Source organism: Acaryochloris marina S15, from assembly GCF_018336915.1.
GTDB classification, from domain to species: domain Bacteria; phylum Cyanobacteriota; class Cyanobacteriia; order Thermosynechococcales; family Thermosynechococcaceae; genus Acaryochloris; species Acaryochloris marina_A.
The window spans coordinates 3,763,175-3,782,926 of sequence record NZ_CP064923.1; the positions used below are offsets into that span (position 1 = coordinate 3,763,175).

The window sequence follows — 19,752 nt, forward strand, 5'->3', positions numbered from 1 at the left end:
TGAGCTAGTTGCTAAAAAAGCTAAAGTTCTGAAGATGGTGTAGGAACCTCAACCCCTTCCTTTTCTCAAGATTAATTGGTGGCTTGTCAAGCCTAAAAAAATAAGCTCTGGCACATCAAGTACCAGAGCTTATTGATGCAAGTGGTTGTTTACCAAAGTGCTCTCACAGGTGGGGGAGAGGGAGGATCATCCCGTGTGGGTGCTGCTGAGTCCTGTTGAGGAGTAGGCTGCTCGGGCGGATCAGGTAATGATTCCACAGGAGTTGGAGGTTGACTGCCCGGTTCTGAAACAGGTATTTCAGTTCCTGGATTAGGTGTTTCTACACCTGGAGGTACTGTGGGAGGCGTACCTGTAGTGGGGGGTGGTACCGAACCCGGAGAAGGTGTTCCTCCTGGGACTGAGCCTGGGCCGGGTGAGGGGCCTGGGATAGGAATTGGTACAGGAAATGGAATCGGATTCGGACTAGAACTATCAGAAGGTGGTGTTTTTGGATCGGGTGTTGGGTCTGGCGTTAGCTCAGGAGTTAGCTCAGGTCCAGGATCGGGAGCTGGCTCTGGCCCAGGATCTGGTGTTGGGGCCGGCGCTAGCTCAGGAGTTGGCTCAGGTCCGGGATCAGGTGTTGAAACCGGTCCTGGATCAGGCCCAGGATCTGGTGTTGGGTCTGGCGTTAGCTCAGGAATTAGAACAGGTCCGAGATTTGGTGTTGGATCTGGCGTTGGATCGGGTGTTGGGTCAGGTCCGGGGTCCGGCGTTGGGTCAGGATCTGGTGTTGGATCTGGCGTTGGATTAGGTCCAGGATCCGGTGTTGGGTCAGGATCTGGCGTTGGTTCAGGATCTGGCATTGGATCAGGTCCAGGATCCGGTGTTGGGTCGGGTTCAGGATCTGGTGTTGGAATAGGTTCTGGATCCGGTGTTGGATCTGGTCCAGGATCTGGCGTTGGGTCAGGTCCAGGATCTGGTGTTGGATCTGGCGTTGGGTCAGGATCTGGTGTTGGGTCGGGTCCGGGGTCCGGCGTTGGATCAGGTTCTGGATCCGGTGTTGGATCTGGGTCAGGTCCAGGATCTGGTGTTGGATCTGGCGTTGGGTCAGGATCTGGCGTTGGGTCAGGTCCGGGGTCCGGCGTTGGGTCAGGATCTGGTGTTGGATCTGGCGTTGGATTAGGTCCAGGATCCGGTGTTGGGTCAGGTTCTGGTGTTGGGTCAGGTCCAGGATCCGGTGTTGGGTCGGGTCCGGGGTCCGGCGTTGGATCAGGTTCTGGATCCGGTGTTGGATCAGGTTCTGGATCCGGTGTTGGATCTGGGTCAGGTCCAGGATCTGGTGTTGGATCTGGCGTTGGGTCAGGATCTGGCGTTGGGTCGGGTTCAGGATCTGGTGTTGGAATAGGTTCTGGATCCGGTGTTGGATCTGGGTCAGGTCCAGGATCTGGCGTTGGGTCAGGATCTGGCGTTGGGTCAGGTCCAGGATCCGGTGTTGGGTCAGGTCCAGGATCCGGTGTTGGGTCGGGTCCGGGGTCCGGCGTTGGATCAGGTTCTGGATCCGGTGTTGGATCTGGCGTTGGGTCAGGTCCAGGATCCGGTGTTGGATCAGGTCCAGGATCCGGTGTTGGATCAGGTCCGGGCTCTGGCTTTTCTACAGTTGTATTTTCGGAAGCTTCATTGTCATCTGGATCAGGATCGTTCTCGTTCCCTTTGGCACTAGCAGAATTCGTTAAAGTGCCAGGAGAATCAGCTTTGACCGTTACTTCAAGTACCGCACCCTCACCATTTGCCAAATCAATGGGATTACAAGTTATCGTGCCGCTTGTTTCAGTGCAACTTAAAAGACCGCTATTATCTTCAGCTGAGACAAACATCACACCTGCTGGCAACACGTCAGTTAAGATAACGCCAGTGGCTGGATCAGGACCGTTATTCGTAACTGAAATTTTGTAGGTAATAGTGTCTCCTACGGCAACCGGATCAGCGGCATCCTTTTTCTCAACCGTAAGATTGGCTTCGTTACTGACCGTTGTATCAATTTTAGTATCGTTATTACTTTTGTCAGTTTCGACCAAGTCACTCAGGGGACTCTCTACAGAGGCTGAGTTAACAATTTCTCCTTCTTGGGTCGGAGACACCACAATTTCTAGTTTGACAACTTGATCTTTGGCAAGGTCACCTAGATTACATGTAACCGTTCCACTGGAATTCGAACAGTTACTAGGTAGCGTAACTACATTGACTCCAGCGGGAAGATTTTCAGTAACAGTAACTCCTTCAGCTGTGTCAGGGCCAAAATTAGTGACGGTCAGGGTATAGGTCAAATTCTCGCCGACACTGACCGGATCAGCGGACTCCGCTTTGGTAATCCCTAAGTCATACTCCGTAATTTTGAGAGGAGTTGGGTCATAAAACTCTCCACTATCTGGGTAGTCTGAGAGTAAGGTTTTAGACCCATCTGGTCCCGGTGGGATTTGATCTCCTGCTAAAGATGCTTGGTTATAAACAACTGCAAATTCTGCATCTTCGGGAATTTGGACATCAACCGTAATTTGGCCTGTTTTATTTGCTGGAACGGTTAAACCTTTGATATTGAAGGTTTTATTGTCAGCTGAAAAATCGACCGTTCCCCCAAAGGGATTATTTACAGATAGGGGTTGATAAACTCGCCCATCTGTTGCGGGCATACTATCCGAAAAATCTACCGTCAACGGAAACCCATTGGGATTCACCACATTGTAGGTATAGGTAACAATCCCTCCTGGTTTAACAGCACTAGGTGATACCGTTTTTTCTATTTTTGGAGCGCCTGTACAAGAAGCCCCATCATTTGCACTAACCTTAGGCGCACTACTCAGAAAGGTTGAAGCTCCAGTGCCAGACTGAACATCAAATCGATAAAATTCTCCTTTATTGTGATAACCAAATAAATTACCAAAGGCATCGAAATAAGTTCCACCGACTGCTGTACTCACAGACGTTTTCTGGGGCTGGAACGTAACGTTCCCTGTTGCCGGATCAATAACTGCAACTTGATCTTTACCGGCATTTACGCCGTACAGTTTGCCATCTACAGGGTTGAAGGCAATATCAGCCACGCCTGGATTAGCTGACAGATTAATGGTTTTCAGGTACTGAGCATTGGCACCAGAAACATCAATTAAATGGAGTTTGTTACCCCTCTGAATATAGTAGGTACCATCAGGGGCAACATCCCCTGAATAACTACTACTGGGTAAACCAGGGGGGATGCCCATAGAAGTAGCTACACCATTGGCATCAATACGATAGACTTCTCCCGTACTAGGGTGTATGCCATAGATAAAGCCATCTTGGACATTGAAGCCAATGGCATTGTATTTAATCCCTGGGCTCGTCCCACCAACAGGGATGAGCTGATAAGGCGTAGTACTGGTGTCAACGATAAAAAGTTGTGTCGGATCTTTCCCTGTTTTGCCTTGAGCTATGAAAAATTTGCCGTCGCAAACAAATGGCTGGCCTTTTTTATCCTGAGCAATTGCTAGATCGCCAAAGGCAAACAATGTCAACAGAAAGGTGCTCAGCGGAACTTGTAAAGCCAGAAATCTCAACCAACGGGACATACTTGCTCCCCCAATACATTATTTGCTAGTTGTCTCTACCACTGGATTCAAAAGGCTCAGTCTCATTTGCACTCGAACTAGGATTGAGAAATTAGAAAACTTTAACGTCAATCATAGATTTCATAGTTGGAAAGTATCATACATATTGAGGAATTGATCTTAAATTGTTGATTGAGCAGAAATCTAGAAGTTCTCGATATAGAGAATCTATGGCGACAAATTCTTTCTGCTTTCTTAGCTAAGCTAGCGATATATCCTATACCTTTATAGAAGGCTGATAACACTTACTGGCTTAAATTTTATTTCTGTAAATATTTTAAACGAATATATCACGTTTGGGTTCCAAGATCTCTCGCAAAATATTAAAATATTGCGAAATGCTTTTGAATTTAGTAATTCTAGTTTTAGGGAAGAATATTAGCCTTAAAAGGCTTGCCTTTTGTTCACCTATAGGTTGAAAAATTCTAAATCTCAAGAGAAATTAGGCTACAAGATTTGTGACAAGAAAAGTTTGGTTCGTTCTTCTTTGGGATTTTGAAAAAATTGCTCTGGAGCAGCTTCTTCAACGACAGTACCTTGGTCCATCAGCAGAATACGGTTTGCTACTTCTCTGGCAAACCCAACTTCATGGGTAACCACGACCATAGTCATACCTGATTCAGCTAACGATTGCATGACGACTAACACTTCTTTTACCATCTCAGGATCAAGGGCAGAGGTGGGTTCGTCGAACAACATAATCTTGGGCTGCATGGCGAGAGCCCGTGCGATCGCAACTCGTTGCTGCTGTCCTCCCGACAACTGTCCAGGATATTTATGGGCTTGCTCCAAAATATCGACCTGTTCCAAAAGCTGCATCGCCACCTCTTCTGCTTTAGTGCGGGGCCAACGTCTCACCCAAATCGGTGCCAAGGTGATATTTTGCAACACCGTCAGATGGGGAAATAAATTAAACTGCTGAAACACCATCCCCACTTCCCGGCGAATCGATTCAATATGGCCGAGGTCTGGGGATAGCTCCATGCCATCAATGACAATCTGTCCTTGCTGATAGTCTTCTAAGGCATTAAGAGTACGAATAAAGGTAGACTTGCCTGACCCTGAGGGTCCCATCAGTACGACTACTTCTTGGCGCTCCACCTTTAAATCCACGCCCTGTAAGACATGAAAAGCGTCGTACCACTTGTGGACATCTGTGGCCACAATAATCGGATTCATTTCAGTCATTGCAGTTTATCTATCAACCGGAATACAACAAGCCTCACTTCACACCGAGTTGACGCTCTAAACGCCGACTTCCCAAAGACATCAGATAACAAAATAACCAGTACAGCAAACCAATAAATAAATACACTTCTCCATGCCGACCAATAAATCGTGGTTGAGAGAGAACGGACCGTGAAATCCCCGTCAGTTCTACAAGACCAATAATCGATAGTAGTGAAGTGTCTTTAAACAATCCAATAAATTGCCCAACAATTGTGGGGATGACCGATCGTAAGGCTTGCGGTAACACCACCAAACTTAAAACCAAAACTGGATTGAGCCCCAACGCTTTGGCTGCTTCCATTTGACCTTGAGGGATCGACTGTAAGCCCCCCCGTACATTCTCTGCCAGATAAGCTGCACTAAAGAGTGTGAGACCACAAATTGCCCGCAAGACTGCATCTAACTGTACTTGGCTTGGCAATACCAGTGGTAACATCACCCCGGCAATAAAGAGAACTCCTATTAACGGTAACCCTCGAATCACTTCGATGTATAAGATACAGAGAGTCCGAATCACAGGTAGGGAACTGCGCCGTCCTAAAGCCAATAGCACACCTATTGGGAATGACAGGGCAATACTAACGACTGCCGTCAGCACGGTCAATAACAACCCTTGCCAAACATTAGTTCCGATGGCGCTTAATCCCAACCCTCCCATTAATAGCCATAGGATCATAAACACGGTTAGGAACCAAACTGAAGGCAAACCTCTGCTGATCAAGCGAGGAGATAGGTGAGCTTTCAACCACGGTCCCCCCAGTAGGTTGAACAAAGCAACACTGCCTATCGCTGCAACCCATATTAGCTCTGGGCGTTGCCCACCCACTAAAGGGGCAACGCTTAAGCCAATTGCAGTCAAAATCCCCACACTGATGGGTACAGTCCGGTTCCACTGAATGACACCTGCTGTCAGGCTGGTTACTGCGGAAACCAGCAATACAATCAACCATACTCGCCAAATTTGGTCGAGGGGAAAGCGGCCGACAAAGAACAAGCGTAAGTTGGCTTGCAAAACCGTCCATTGCGCCTGACTAAACATCCACAGAAATAGACCTTGTCCCCCAAGATAAATAATCCAGAGACTAATCACCGTTAGCAAACAGTTGTACCAAGTGCTGAAGAGGTTGCGGCGCAACCAGATCAATATAGAGGAAGCTGAAGGCGTAATCGGAGATTTCGGCGGCATTGGACTCATTGCTCTATCGCTCAACCAATTGAATGCTGCGGTTGTAGAGATTCATCAGAATTGAAATCAGTAGACTCATTGTTAAATAGATCGCCATTAACAACAGGACAATCTCAACCGAGCGTCCGGTATCTTCTAAGGAGGCAGAGGCGACATAGTAGATATCGGGGTAGCCTACTGCGACGGCTAGGCTAGAATTTTTCGCCAAGTTCAAATATTGACTGGTTAACGGTGGCACAATCACCCTTAAGGCTTGGGGGAACACCACAAATCGCATGACTAGTGTCGGCTTTAGCCCTAAAGCTCGTGCCGCTTCTGACTGACCGATGGAAACAGAGCGAATACCTGCTCGCACGATTTCAGCAATAAAGGCTGCCGTATACAAAGTAAGGCCCAAGAGTAAAGCGGAAAATTCTGATGTGAATTGTAAGCCACCCGTCACCACGAGTTTGTCCACTTGGGGTTGGCTGAGGTCAAACGGTAAGTGCTGGGTGAACAGGGCGATGCCTCCTGCCAAGCCCATGAGCAATAGTAATGGCCATAACCAGGCAAAGATGATGCGTCCCTGCTCGATTTGTAACCGAGTAAGGTAGCGCCATAGCAAGAAGGCCAGTACACTGCCGATGCCCAAAGCTATTAGCCAGGTCGAGGTTGATGCATTAGCCCGTAGCCAGGGGAAAGCCACTCCATTTTTGCTAAGAATGATTGGTCCCGGAAGTTGAATTCGATTTTCAAAGGTTGGCAGCTTCAAGAAAACAGCCAAATACCAGAACAGTAGCTGTAGCAGTAAGGGAAAATTCCGCAAGGTTTCCACATACACCGTTGCTAGCTTACGAACTAGCCAGTTATCTGATAGGCGAGCAATCCCCACTCCAATACCAATAATGGTCGCTAAAAAAATTCCCAGAACAACGACCCGCAGGGTATTGAGAAGGGCTACCCCAAAAGCCAGAGCAATGTTATCCGTCGGTGAATACTCGATTAGAGTTTCACCAATACTGGGTCCAGATTTAGTGAACAAAAAGTCAAAGCCAAAGGGTAAGCGCAGACGCTGCAGGTTTTGAATGAGATTGGCACCGAAGTAAACAATAACCAATCCAATTAGAAGTAGAACCAATGCTTGGAGCATCCCATCCCTCACACGGGGTTGGCGCCATCTTGGTCCCTGGCGAAGCTTGGCCATGAAGTTTTCCAGCAATTCGTAAGATGACTCTACCAGACACCAGGGGGCATAGAAGTTAGTTATTAGAGGAGAGGGGGAAATGTTCCTTCACCCAGGCTTGTGCTTGGTTAAGATCTCTGAGCTCCCCATCTAAGGTAGCGGCCCAAATAGCTGTCAACATCTCTTTAAACTGTCGACTGGGGCGATACCCTAATTGAATCAAGTCCTTCCCCGTTAGTAACGGTTTTCGGCCAGACCAATCAGATAGATATTGCCACAGCCATTGACGCCTTCTGACACTACTATGAATCCCTACTAAAATCAGTGTTGAGATGGGGTGAGGCTCCAATAGGGCTGCAATCTGACTAGGGGATGCCTGGATAGGTTGATTTTCCAACTCTTGCAATACCCCATCCAGGGCCTGAAGTCTCTGTTGAGTCGGTTCGGGTAAATGCAAATTCGTTGCTACTGAGCAGCGTTCCATTGTGGGTAAGGCGGTCAGCAACACTTCTAGAATCAGCAACCAAACCGGGATTTCTGGATGAGCTTGCTCAAATATGTTGTACCAACGAATCGCTAACCGCACTCGCTGCCACCACTGTTTATCTATCTGTAACTGAGGATGTATACATTGCAAAGCACCTAAGTTAGCTAGCAAAGTCAAGGCTCTCACCCAGTGAGATGTTTGAAAAATATACTTCAGTTCGTTCTTGAGGCGAGATTGTAAAGCTGGTGCTTTATCCTTCTCTGCCTGGACTTGGGTATAGATACCACTTGCGATCGCATGGCGAATATACGCTTCGGTATGCTCTCCAATCTCAAATTCTAGTCGAGTCGCGAACCGCACCGCCCGAAAGATTCGCGTGGGATCTTCAATAAAGCTATTGGGATGTAAGACCCGAATCTGGCAATCCTGCAAATCCACCACCCCCCCGAAAAAATCCAGTAGCTCGCCGCTCGGCTGGGGCTGAAATCCCTGGCGTGTCAATCTAACTGCCAAGGCATTAATCGTAAAATCCCGTCGATACAGGTCCTGACGGATAGAGCTGGCTTCCACCTCTGGATTAGCTGCAGGGTAGGGATAAAATTCACTGCGAGCCGTCGCAATATCAACGGAAAATCCGGCTAACTCCGATCCAGAGGGCCAAATAAGAGCCGCCGTTTGGAACTGGCCATACACCTGTAATTGAGTTTCAGGATAGGCTTCCTGCAAGGCTTGAGCGAGGGCAACCCCTGCAGCTTTTGCCGTTGTTTCCACGCCATCGACAACAAGATCGAATTCCTTAACGGTAAAGGGCTGGCTAGGACCCGACAGCAGCAAATCGCGAACTGCTCCTCCCACAAGGTAAAGTTGCCAACCTTGAGTAGTAGCAGCATCAGCCGCAGTCGTTAACAGAGTATGCAACGTCGGAGACAGTTGCGACCTCAGTTGCTCCTGAATGGATGTGCGTACCACTTTTTGATGGGCCGGAAGTACAGGATGCTTGAGCTGATGCAACTGCCGCAGAATATCCGTGCGTGTCACAATCCCCACTAGTTGACCCTGTTCCACCACCGGCAACCGACCAATATCATAGGTAACCATCATCAGTTCAATTTCAGGCAGGGAAGTATTCAGATCAATCGTGCGGACCGGGGCTGTCATATACCCCTTTACTGGTGCATGCCCAAAGCCATGATGGAGGGCGATATCTAGATCCCGCCGAGACAAAATTCCCACTAACTGATCCTCGTTATTAACCACCGATAGCCCAGAATGTCCGTATCGCAATAAAATCCGCCGGGCTTGATCGATGGTAGTCGTAGGGCGAATGGTTCTGACTGGGGAAGACATCAAGTCAGCAGTCATGGGCGGAAAGGGCATCTGCTCAAGCAGCGTTGCCACTAGGTCATCTATCACCGCTTGAGGCATTTCTGTTTTCAACGTTACGGCAGCTGCACGGGCATGTCCCCCACCCCCTAGGGGTTGCAATAGCCCATTCAGATCAACCCCCTCGACCCGAGAACGGCCAATCACGCTTAGTTTTTGGGATTCAGCCTTGCCATAGACATGCCCCAGCAAAAAACTGTCACTATCGTGCAAAAGCATGAGCTGTGAGGTCAGACTGGCTAAGCCGGGCACATAAATCTCTGTCTTTAACATCACCCAAGACAAGGAGTTCCCACGTCTAGACTGGGTTTGCGTTAACTCCAAGGCTTGAGCCAGCAGATCTTGTAAATCTGAGGGAAAAACAGGTTCGGTATACTCTGCGATCGCCCGTTGATTGGCCCCTTGTCCCATCAACCAGGTCAAAGCAGCCGCATCCCGAACCGTCGAACTAGGGTAAGTGAGAGATCCCGTATCCACATGAATTCCCAAAGCCATTGCCGTCGCCACCGTTACGGGCAGCTCCAGGTGTTTTCGCTGCAGCTCTTCCGCGATCAGAGTAGTGGCTGCGCCCACCGCTTCAAGAGTCATCTGATCGGTGGCAATATCTCCTGTTGTTGACAGATGGTGATCGTAGATTTTGACTTGAACTTGGGGAAGATCAAGCCAGTGTGCAGCGGGCCCCAAAAGCTTACGCCGTTGGGCATCTACGATCGTAATCGAGCGAAGCTGTTCTACATTGACAGCCCGATGCTCAATCAGGGGAAATTGATCCCGATAGAGCCCCAGAAACTCCCGAACCGTTGGATGGGCTCCACCACACAGAACAATTCGAGTCCCTGGATGCAAATGAGTGATACCGACAGCAGCTCCCAACGTATCAAAGTCTGCCGTTCGATGACATAAAACAATATCCATCCAGCCTATTTACATCCCAACGCTTACTGCCCCATCGACTTCAGTCAAGTAAATCCCCTCTTTTAGGGTATGATTATCTGGCGTAGGCACTATCAAATGCCTAGTTAATTTGCTTATATTTAAACTTCTTTCAGGACTGGATTGGGAGAGAATCATGTCAGTATTGTTTCAACTTTTAATTGCTGCTTTCGTTGCCTTATCTTTTGCAATGATAATTGGCGTACCTGTGGTTTTCTCTACAGGTGATGCATCGGACGACGCTAATAAACTCATTTGGGGTGGTGCTGCTGCATGGGTTACTTTGCTATTCGTAGCGGCATTAGCCTCTATCGTTGTTATCTAGGTTCCTTCCTAAATCATGAACCTTGAGCATTTATGTTTCAAGCATCAAGCTCAAATGTTCTAGGAATCGCTTTTGTATTCTGATCTGTGTCTTTAAATTGATAAAGGTTAAGGCAAACTGGAATGGCTGTCTTTGAAGGCAAATTTACGCATTCGGCATCCTTCCGGTTTGCTATTGTTATTGGACGTTTTAATGACCTGGTGACCAGCAAACTGCTGGCAGGTTGCCAAGACTGTCTACATCGTCATGGCGTTGACACCAATGAAGCTGGGACTCAGGTTGACTATATTTGGGTGCCAGGAGGCTTTGAGATTCCCCTAGTTGCTCGACAGCTGGCCTTATCTCACTGCTACGATGCTGTCATTTGCTTAGGGGCAGTCATCCGTGGTCACACCCCTCATTTTGATTATGTTGCGGGTGAAGTTTCCAAAGGGATAGCGGCGACGAGTTTACAAACGGGTGTTCCAGTCATTTTTGGCATTCTGACCGTAGATAGTATGCAACAGGCCCTTGAACGGGCAGGCATAAAAAGCAACAAAGGCTGGGATTTTGCCATGAATGCCTTAGAAATGGCTAGCCTAATGCATCAGCTCCGACCACAGCTAGCTGTAACGGATGCTAATAATCAAAGTCTAGGCGAAACAGCCGTATTACCTCCAGGCGTAAGCAACGCCCAAGCCTCTAATGCTTTGAAGTCTGAATCCAATAATTCCTAATTTATTGACAGACCCGGCTACATTTGAGAAGCTAGGTAAGCAAGAGTTTTATTTGCGGGTATAGCTCAGTGGTAGAGCGTCACCTTGCCAAGGTGAATGTCGCGCGTTCGAATCGCGTTACCCGCTTTTTTAAAGTCAATTCTCTTCCCATAAACTTCAGGTAGAATGGGGGAATCTTCGCTAACCATTTTCATCTGTTGTTGCAAAAGGTGAAAATATTGATTCCGTCTCTCCCCCTAAAGTTGGAGCAATGATTCTGGATCATCGATACCTCCATATTGCAGGCTAGATCATCTGAAGGAACCTGTTAGTTCGTGCCTTCCACGAAAGTCAACAAAATAGACATAAGTAGTCCTTATCCATGTCCCTGTCGACGGCATGGTCACCTTAGCCCCATCATTCTCACAGAGGCCCTCGGGTGTGAGCAATGTCATCGTGTTTTTGTTGTGAAACCTGATGGGTATACGATTGAACAGTGTTCAGACTACCCCCATCAAAGTTGGTATTGGACTGGGCGTCGGTGGCAACCCTCCCGAAAAAGGAAACCCCTATTTTATTTGCGGTTACTTCTATTCTGGCTACTGGTCATGGGCATAATTGTATTAGTCCTATTCCCAACGCTTCTTCCCTTGTCTTTCAAGAGGGAGTTTCGGTTCGGCCTTGCTGTATTCATGGCAGTCCCCACTCTTCACCTCGGTTCATATCTTTATCGACGTTAATTGATGTTTTTTGCCTATGGATGCTGCTCAAAGATTTGACCTGAACACAACAGTGCATCAGGCTCACATTGCCTCGCAGAAACTAGCACTTCTGCCACATCCAAAGCGTAATGAATTGCTGCGTTGTTTGACTCGAATCCTGCAAGATCGCCAGGATGATTTGTTAGAAGCAAACACCATAGATTTAGAAGTCAGTCGTGACCTAGCCATTCCCGCCCTAGTTTTGAACTGGCTAAAGCTAGCTCCAGAACGTCTGCAAACCTTGGGGCTGATGTTGAGCCATTTGGCAACAACAACTGACCCGTTGGCTATGACCGCCTTTCCCCAATCCACCTTTATGGTGGCTCCAGGCTATGCCAAATTACAACCCCGTGGCGTCATTGCCTTTATTTATGAGGCGTTTCCAGACTTAGCGTTGTTGCTAGCCGGTATGTGCTGGAAAACGGGCAATGCCTTATTGCTGAAGGGAGGAACTGAAACTAAGCATTCTAACCAGGTTGTCACCGAACTACTCCATGCTGCCTTGACAGCAGCTGATTTACCCTTAACTTGTGTGCAATCTATCCCTTGCGATCGCAACATTTCAATCTCCGATCTCGTTTCCCGAGACCTGCCCATCGATCTTGTAGTGCCTTACGGTCGCCCCAGCTTGGTCCAACAGGTTGTGCATCAGTCTACCGTACCCACTTTGCAGTCTGCCATGGGTAACTGCTATCTTTTTTGGTCTGACTCGGGCAGTACAGACTTGACCCGCTCCATGATTATCAATAGCCATCAAGGCAGTCCAGATGCGGTCAATGCCATTGAAAAAGTCTTACTGACCCCTAACATTAAACAGTCTCGACTCACGCTCCTATGGAGTACGCTCAAGGATAAAGGGTTTGAGCTACGGGGAGATGCCACCCTGGCAGCTGAGTTCCCAGAGTTAATCCTGGCCACTAGGGAAGAGTGGCAGCAGCCTTATCTCCAAAAAATTGTGGCTTTTCGCGTCGTTGATGATTTAGCCGATGCCCTCAACTGGATCAACCGCCATAGCAGTCATCACGCTGATTGCTTAGTCACTGATTCTTATCAGGACAGTCAACAATTTATCCAAGGTGTTCGCAGTTCTCAAGTATTTATCAACACCAGCCCTCAATTTTTGAGACAATCCAGTGGGCCCGGAGGATCTCTCGCAATCGGAATGAGTTCCGCCAAAAGCCTTTCTCCTGGGGTGATTAGCCTTGAAACCTTAATGACTTCCAAGCAAATTATTCAAACCTCGTGACGAAACCTTATTCAAGGATCCATTAACCAAAGGTTGAACCATTCCATCCCCACATCATGCCCTTTGCATCCGCAAACTCAATATAAATTCGCTGTTTAGGGACTCCTAAAGCGGTTTCAAGCTGTTGGCAAAACTCCTGGCTCATCGCTTGCGTCTGAGGACTACTCATGGTGCCTACACTTTTAATTTCCACGTAACATACGGGCTCGGTCGTGCCAGCAAAAGTCATAGGCATTTCTGCTTCAAAAGCTGTCATCACATAGGATTCTGGCTTCCCCAAATGCTGAGCTAACCGAGCAGACAATTGTTTTAATAAGGTCTCCACAACAGGCTTCTCAGGAGCATCTATCGAAGATTGCACTTTAATTAGAGGCATAATAGTTGGTTAGCATGTAACGATAATCTAATTAAATCAAGAGTGGACGCCCCAAGCTACCCCGAACATCATCAATGGATGGAAAAAGCGATTTCTTTAGCGTCTCAAGCAGGTGATGCCGGAGAAGTGCCAGTAGGAGCTGTTATTGTAGGCCCAAAAGGAGACTGCATTGCGGAAGGTGAAAATAGACGCGAACGCGATCACGACCCTACCGCTCATGCAGAAATCGTAGCTATCAGAGCTGCTAGCCAAGTCATGCAGTCCTGGCGACTACATGAGTGCAGCCTTTACGTCACTCTTGAACCCTGCCCAATGTGTGCCGGGGCAATTATCCAAGCTCGTATGGGCTTGTTGGTCTATGGAGCCCATGATCCGAAAACCGGAGCCGTTCGAACTGTTCTTAACCTACCGGATAGCTCTTGCTCCTTCCACAAACTTCCAGTCGTTGCGGGCGTCCAAGAGCCAACCTGCCGTCAACAACTACAAGATTGGTTTGCTCGAAAACGACAACAGCAAAAAGCGCAGTCCCCATCCCCTTAGGATCAATACTCACTTTGAGTCGATCTTCTACAGGCGTTCTTGAATCGTATTAATTAAGCGATTGACGTCTTTAATTTGGTTCAATTCAACGGTATCTATGAAAATATCAATTTGACCTTGGTCTTCCTTCAAAATAATGGGATAGGAATACGTCTGTTTCGACTTGAGTGAATTTAGGTCGTTTACCTTTTGCTCATATTCATCCTTATGCAAAAATTCCATGGGAACTGAAGAGGATTTTCTAAAGGCTTGCCAGGCTGACCGTTCTGTAAAGGTATCGTGGGTCAACATACATAAATTGCAGCTATAGGTATCCGGTGACAATACCTTGTGGGCAATGTCCAGCGCAACATTAACCAAACCGGCATCAGCATTGTAGATGAATATTAATTTAGCCATTCTTCGAGACAGTGGTACCGTCTAAAAACTGCTCTATTGCTTTATCCCGGAGATGGCAACAGTCAGTGGTTTCAGACTCATGGGTAGAACCACTAGGGGAAGATCGTCTTAACTGCTCCACTTCTTGTTCTAGACTTTCAAGCCGATCCACTAGATAGCGAATGGCCTGAGCTTCAGAATCTGGAAGGCGAGCATGATCCAATGGATCCACTTTTGCCCCTCCTCGGTAAACAATGCGCCCTGGAACACCAACAATCGTGCAGCCTGAGGGTACATCTCGTAATACAACGGACCCCGCTCCAACCCGCACATTACTGCCTAGGAGGATATTGCCCAGAACTTTGGCACCCGCACCAATCACAACATTTTCCCCCACGGTGGGATGCCGTTTCCCCGTTTCTTTTCCTGTTCCACCTAACGTCACCCCCTGATAAATCAGGCTAAAATCACCGACAATCGCCGTCTCTCCAATCACAATCCCCATGCCATGATCAATAAACACACCTTTCCCCAGGGTAGCGCCAGGATGAATTTCGATTCCTGTGAGAAAGCGAGAGACATGTGAGATAAGCCGAGGAAAGAAGGGCAAGCCTAAGATAAATAGCCAATGGGCAAAGCGGTGTAACAGAATAGCTTGTAAGCCCGGATAGCAGACCAACACTTCCAACCAGTTGCGAGCTGCAGGGTCTCGGTCGAAAATGATCTGAAAATCAGTTTTAAGTGTCTTCAGCACAGGGTCAGCCTTTGAAGGTAAGACAGGACCTTTTTATCCTAGCGTCTTTGCGAAGGACAAAGATCGGCAATCCGAACATTGGCGGTAGAAGAATAACAGTAGCTGGTTAACATTCAATATTGCTGACTCCCCTAATCGTACTGCTAGGCTCATCGGCAACTATGAGAGACTTTTAATGATGTGCCCACGTCATACTAAGGGAAGAAAGCTTGGCTTTATGCCGATAGATCCTCAGTCTGCTCAAGGTTTTCGAGCATAAAATCAGTCCTTGAATTTCTGACTATCTCCCTGCAATGTCTTTGAATTTTCTCCATCAGCAAAGATGTCGTTCTGCCTTTGCGATTATCCTGTTTGTCTGCACTGGCATACCCTCTGGTTGCTCTCACAGTTATGCGAAGCCACATCTACCCATTAGCGTTGACTGGAACCGATCCACTGGCTCTGCGCGCAATATTTATAGCTTAAATCTTTGGTCTGCAACTGATTCAGCTATAGGATCGAATCTCAAATTTGGAGAACAATTGGGTAAAATCCGTCCCTCTATCTGTCGACTTCACGCAGCTGAAATGCTCAAAGTGGGTCATAGGAAAGCGTGGATTGATCAAAATGGAGAATGGGATATTGGCAAAATTGATGCCATTTTGCAGAATATTGCTCCTCACTGTGAGGATATTATGATCTCTATCCCCAGTTGGTCACCCACGCTATATCAAGGCTCTCAACTTCCATCTGAGAAGCACAGAGCTTTTGCTCTATGGTGTGCCCAGCTCGTTCGCTCAGTCTCTGACAGGCACTCGGTTTGGTATTTTGAAATACTCAACGAAAAAGACCCCGAATACAACGGCAATTCCCAGGAACTTGCTGAGTTGGCGAAGCAAACTGCAGATGCAATGAAGAGAGCCAATCCAGCCATTCGTATTGTTGTTGGCGCTTGGACTCACCCCTATGACAAACGTGATATTCAAGCATTTTTAGAAGCTTCCAGAAATAGTGATATTCAGGCTTTTTCCTACCATCAATATGGTACACACCAACCTTCCACCGATCCCTTCAAGCTATACAAAACCGCCAAAGTCATTGGCCAACGTCCCAAAGCCATTCGTCAATGGATGAACCAAAAAGGATTACAGGATGCTGAGCTATTCCTCGGGGAGACCCATATGTTCACAACCTGGGATAGGGACAAACAAAGGTTGATGCGCACCCATCATGGAGCCGTGTTTTTAGCCCTAGTCTTTCAGCAAGCCGCTCAGCACAACGATATTGATGGCATTTTCCCTTGGAACGATGCTGACCATACCTATGGTCTTTTTAATCACAAGGATGGAACCTATTCTTTGCGCCCAGCGGGATATGTGCTCAAACTGCTGAGACAATATTTTAGCCGTGGCCAGCGAATTCACGTCTCGGCCCCCAGAGGAATTGATGTCTTTGCTGTCAGAGGCCAAAACTCCCATAGCCTTATGATTGTCAATAGTCACACCTATCCCAGCAAGAGCACTCGCCTAGACATGAAGGGTTGGCAGCCCACCCAGCAAACCTATCAAATTTACACGATTGACTCGGGTGGAATACGGACGAGCCAGCAGGTTTGGGACAAGCAGCAATTCCAGACCTTGCACTTACCCAATGACTCTGTCTCTTTCTTGGTTTTTCCTGGTGAAGATAGCCCAGATGTCGATGAGAGAGCGACATGATGACAGGCCACTTAATCCAACCACGAATCCCGCAAAGGAGGAAATTGTCCTCGGTGTTTACGGGCCAGCATGGCTTTTTCAAGGAGAACGAGCAACCCTGGCGCTTCTTGTTCAATTGTCAGTAGAAGACGCTCACCTAGAGCGACATCACCCGGATCTACCCCCGTTTCCATTACCTCTCGCAAACGGGGCATTGCCCAGCTATCTACCATTTCCACCAAACCACTAAAACAGCGATCAAACTGTCGCTCAGTCATGATGGCGTCTTCCAATGGAAATTCAATAATGGCCCGAATTTCACCATCAGACGCATCATATTCCCACTGCAACATCTTAGTCTCCCAAGAGATCACTAACATGGTTTGCAGAATAGCAGCCTTATGAGGGTGGTTTTGGACACCCGTGAGAACCTCAGGCACAAAAAGCTTAAAGAACTCTCCCTCTTCATCGAGCTGAATCACGATCAAAAAATCTTCAACATGTTCAGCTTCGACTTGAGTGATAATCCGTGCCTTATCGGACTGGATCTCGTAAATCAGCCCTTGTTTATCTAAGTACCCAGAAATTTGCTCTAACGTAGCGCCCATAAGGGCATCCTCTTCTTAAGTTATGGTGGGTGTCTGTCCCAAGTCTAGTGTGACAGGTTTCTTGAAATTGGCAAAACCTATTGATTTTGCGACTCAGGAAGTTGCTGGTGGGCTTGTGCCATTTTTTGTCGATCCAGAGTAAAGACTAAAGTAGCCAAGGGTGGCAAACAGAGATCTAAAGAGTAAGGGCGGTTATGAAAAGCCCATTCATCTGTCCATTTCCCGCCTAGATTCCCCATATTACTCCCTCCGTACTGACGACCATCGCTATTAAATCGCTCGACATAATAGCCTGATTCTGGCACCCCAACTCGGTAATGACTATGGGGTTGAGGCGTCAAGTTACAGACCGTGAGTACAAACTCATCAGAATCCTTCGCACGACGAACAAAGGAGATGACACTATGGCGAGTGTCATTACAGTCGACCCACTCAAAACCGTCATAGCTGAAGTCGTTGGTGAATAAGGCAGGCAATTCTTTATAAAGATGGTTCAAGTCCGTCACAAATTTCTTGAGATTTTGATGGGAGTCATACTCCAAGAGTTGCCAGTCCAGATCACCCCAGACGTTCCACTCACTCCATTGGCCAAACTCCATGCTCATAAACAGAGTCTTTTTGCCAGGATGGGTAAACATAAAGGTGTATAGACATCGCAAGTTGGCGAACTTCTGCCATTCATCTCCTGGCATTTTGCCCAGCATGTTGCTTTTGCCATGAACAATTTCATCGTGAGACAGGGCCAACATAAAGTTCTCACTAAAGGCATACATGATGCTGAATGTGACGTTGTTTTGATGAAATTGGCGGAACCAAGGATCCATGTTGAAATAATCCAACATGTCATGCATCCATCCCATATTCCATTTGAGGTTAAAGCCTAGACCACCGACATAGGTGGGCCAGGACACCATGGGCCAGGAGGTTGATTCCTCGGCAATTGAGAGAATACCAGGGTAGTAGCTGAAGAGTACGTCATTCAGGTGGCGGAGGAAATCAGCCGCTTCGATATTTTCGGCTCCCCCATATTCATTGGCCACCCACTCACCATCTTTGCGACAGTAATTGAGATAGAGCATCGAGGCGACGGCATCGACACGGATGCCGTCGATATGGTACTTGTCGAACCAAAAGAGGGCATTGGCAATGAGAAAATTCTTGACTTCCTTGCGGCTGTAATTGAAGACCAGCGTACCCCACTCTTTATGTTCTCCTCTACGGGGATCAGCATGCTCATATAAATGGGTGCCATCAAAAAAGGCTAAACCATGGCCGTCTTTGGGGAAATGCCCAGGAACCCAATCAACAATGACTCCAATGCCTTGTTGGTGGCATTGATCGACAAAATGCATAAAGTCTTCGGGTGTTCCATACCGTGAAGTACAAGCGTAGTAGCCCGTCACTTGATAGCCCCAAGAACCGTCAAAGGGATGCTCGGCAACAGGCAGTAGCTCTATATGGGTAAAGCCGAGGTCTTTAACATAGGGAATCAATCGATCTGCTAACTCCCGATAAGTTAGGAATCGAGCTCCAGGCTTAAGTTCAGAAACAATAACGGGAGGCAGTGGATGTCCTTCTTCCGATTGCGAAGGTTCGTCAGAAGAGGCATGCATCCAGGAGCCCAGATGAACTTCGTAAATTGAAATCGGTTGGGCTAAAGCGTCTGCATTGCGTCGCTGCTCCATCCAAGACCCATCGGACCAGCTGTAGGAGTTGAGATCTGTGACGATAGAAGCCGTTTTTGGCCGAACTTCTTGTTGAAAACCATAGGGATCAGATTTCTCGTAAATGTGGCCCTCATGATTTTTGACTTCGTATTTATAATGCTCACCAATGCTCAATTCTGGAATGAACAATTCCCAAATCCCCGATGGTCCCTTGCGCATCTGATGCTGGCGCCCATCCCATGCATTGAAGTCACCCAAGAGAGAAACATTGCGTGCACTGGGGGCCCAGAGGGCAAAATAAACACCTTCAACGTCGTCTACAGTGGTGAGATGCGCGCCTAGCTTTTCATAGATGCGGTGGTGATTTCCTTCAGCAAATAAATGCTGATCGTATTCTGTGACTCGGGGGGATTTGAAAGCATAGGGATCGTACAAGACTTGCTCATGGCTTCCCGTTTTAACCCGAAGTTGATAATTCAGTGCTCCAGGGATAGGAACTTCACACTCAAAGAAGTGAGGATCATGAACACTCTGCATGGGATATTCCTGTCTGTGCCCAGGACATACCACGGAAATTGCATCTGCTTTTGGCCAATATACCCGTACAACCCACCCTGATTTGCCGTCCTGACTAGGATGGGGACCGAGAATCTCGAAGGGATCGTGATGGTGATTCCAAACAATTCGATTGACTTGATCGGCAGTAAGAGGGGTGGACATGAAAT

The 19,752-nt window shown here is 47.6% G+C and carries 15 protein-coding genes and 1 tRNA gene; 6 read left to right on the top strand and 10 right to left on the bottom strand.

Features of this window, described 5'->3' with window-relative positions; genetic code table 11:
• Positions 1-149: 149 nt before the first annotated feature.
• The 5 genes from I1H34_RS17385 to I1H34_RS17405 all read right to left on the bottom strand — a co-directional run bounded on the left by I1H34_RS17385 (position 150) and on the right by I1H34_RS17405 (position 9,983).
• Complete coding sequence (locus I1H34_RS17385) at positions 150-3,581, bottom strand: DUF6923 family protein (protein ID WP_212662266.1); 3,432 nt, start codon at positions 3,579-3,581, stop codon at positions 150-152.
• Positions 3,582-4,067: 486 nt separating this feature from the next.
• Positions 4,068-4,808 (bottom strand): amino acid ABC transporter ATP-binding protein, encoded by a 741-nt coding sequence (locus I1H34_RS17390; RefSeq protein WP_283250024.1) that lies wholly within the window; start codon positions 4,806-4,808, stop codon positions 4,068-4,070.
• A 34-nt stretch (positions 4,809-4,842) separates the two neighbouring features.
• Positions 4,843-6,036: an amino acid ABC transporter permease gene (locus I1H34_RS17395; RefSeq protein WP_212666320.1), complete on the bottom strand. Its 1,194-nt coding sequence runs from the start codon at positions 6,034-6,036 to the stop codon at positions 4,843-4,845.
• 13 nt (positions 6,037-6,049) lie between these two features.
• The gene (locus I1H34_RS17400) at positions 6,050-7,219 is read right to left on the bottom strand and encodes an amino acid ABC transporter permease (protein WP_212662267.1); all 1,170 of its coding nucleotides are present in this window, start codon (positions 7,217-7,219) and stop codon (positions 6,050-6,052) included.
• Positions 7,220-7,274: 55 nt separating this feature from the next.
• A complete protein-coding gene (locus I1H34_RS17405; protein WP_212662268.1) occupies positions 7,275-9,983 on the bottom strand; it encodes a CBS domain-containing protein in 2,709 nt (902 codons plus the stop codon).
• 154 nt (positions 9,984-10,137) lie between these two features.
• Here I1H34_RS17405 and psbZ point away from each other — a divergent pair, with 154 nt between their 5' ends.
• The 4 genes from psbZ (at position 10,138) to I1H34_RS17425 (ending at position 13,028) form a co-directional block, all read left to right on the top strand.
• Positions 10,138-10,326 (top strand): photosystem II reaction center protein PsbZ, encoded by a 189-nt coding sequence (gene psbZ / locus I1H34_RS17410; protein WP_212662269.1) that lies wholly within the window; start codon positions 10,138-10,140, stop codon positions 10,324-10,326.
• Positions 10,327-10,448: 122 nt separating this feature from the next.
• Positions 10,449-11,042 (top strand): 6,7-dimethyl-8-ribityllumazine synthase, encoded by a 594-nt coding sequence (ribH, locus tag I1H34_RS17415; protein ID WP_212662270.1) that lies wholly within the window; start codon positions 10,449-10,451, stop codon positions 11,040-11,042.
• Between the two features lie 54 nt (positions 11,043-11,096).
• Positions 11,097-11,168, top strand: a tRNA-Gly gene (locus I1H34_RS17420).
• Positions 11,169-11,777: 609 nt separating this feature from the next.
• The gene (locus tag I1H34_RS17425) at positions 11,778-13,028 is read left to right on the top strand and encodes an aldehyde dehydrogenase family protein (protein ID WP_212662271.1); all 1,251 of its coding nucleotides are present in this window, start codon (positions 11,778-11,780) and stop codon (positions 13,026-13,028) included.
• Positions 13,029-13,050: 22 nt separating this feature from the next.
• On the opposite strand, the gene I1H34_RS17430 is transcribed toward I1H34_RS17425, so the two are convergent.
• Positions 13,051-13,404 carry a phenylpyruvate tautomerase MIF-related protein gene (locus I1H34_RS17430; protein ID WP_212662272.1) on the bottom strand — a complete coding sequence of 118 codons (354 nt, stop codon included), beginning with the start codon at positions 13,402-13,404 and terminating at the stop codon, positions 13,051-13,053.
• Positions 13,405-13,482: 78 nt separating this feature from the next.
• On the opposite strand from I1H34_RS17430, the gene tadA reads away from it, so the two are divergent.
• Positions 13,483-13,944 (top strand): tRNA adenosine(34) deaminase TadA, encoded by a 462-nt coding sequence (gene tadA, locus I1H34_RS17435; RefSeq protein ID WP_212662273.1) that lies wholly within the window; start codon positions 13,483-13,485, stop codon positions 13,942-13,944.
• A 27-nt stretch (positions 13,945-13,971) separates the two neighbouring features.
• Here the strand turns inward: tadA and I1H34_RS17440 are convergent, their stop codons facing one another.
• The gene (locus tag I1H34_RS17440; RefSeq protein WP_212662274.1) at positions 13,972-14,343 is read right to left on the bottom strand and encodes a GTPase; all 372 of its coding nucleotides are present in this window, start codon (positions 14,341-14,343) and stop codon (positions 13,972-13,974) included.
• Positions 14,336-15,076, bottom strand: a complete 741-nt coding sequence (cysE, locus tag I1H34_RS17445) for a serine O-acetyltransferase (protein ID WP_212662275.1) — start codon at positions 15,074-15,076, stop codon at positions 14,336-14,338. The genes I1H34_RS17440 and cysE overlap by 8 nt, the downstream gene beginning before the upstream one ends.
• Positions 15,077-15,597: 521 nt before the next feature.
• Between cysE and I1H34_RS17450 the strand changes: the two genes are divergently transcribed.
• Entirely contained in the window at positions 15,598-16,773 is a 1,176-nt protein-coding gene (locus tag I1H34_RS17450; RefSeq protein WP_212662276.1) for a PHP domain-containing protein, read from the top strand.
• 11 nt (positions 16,774-16,784) lie between these two features.
• On the opposite strand, the gene I1H34_RS17455 is transcribed toward I1H34_RS17450, so the two are convergent.
• Positions 16,785-17,360, bottom strand: coding sequence for a hypothetical protein (locus tag I1H34_RS17455; protein WP_212662277.1), 576 nt, complete (start codon positions 17,358-17,360; stop codon positions 16,785-16,787).
• Positions 17,361-17,437: 77 nt separating this feature from the next.
• Positions 17,438-19,747 carry a 1,4-alpha-glucan branching enzyme gene (glgB, locus tag I1H34_RS17460; RefSeq protein ID WP_212662278.1) on the bottom strand — a complete coding sequence of 770 codons (2,310 nt, stop codon included), beginning with the start codon at positions 19,745-19,747 and terminating at the stop codon, positions 17,438-17,440.
• Positions 19,748-19,752 lie beyond the last annotated feature (5 nt).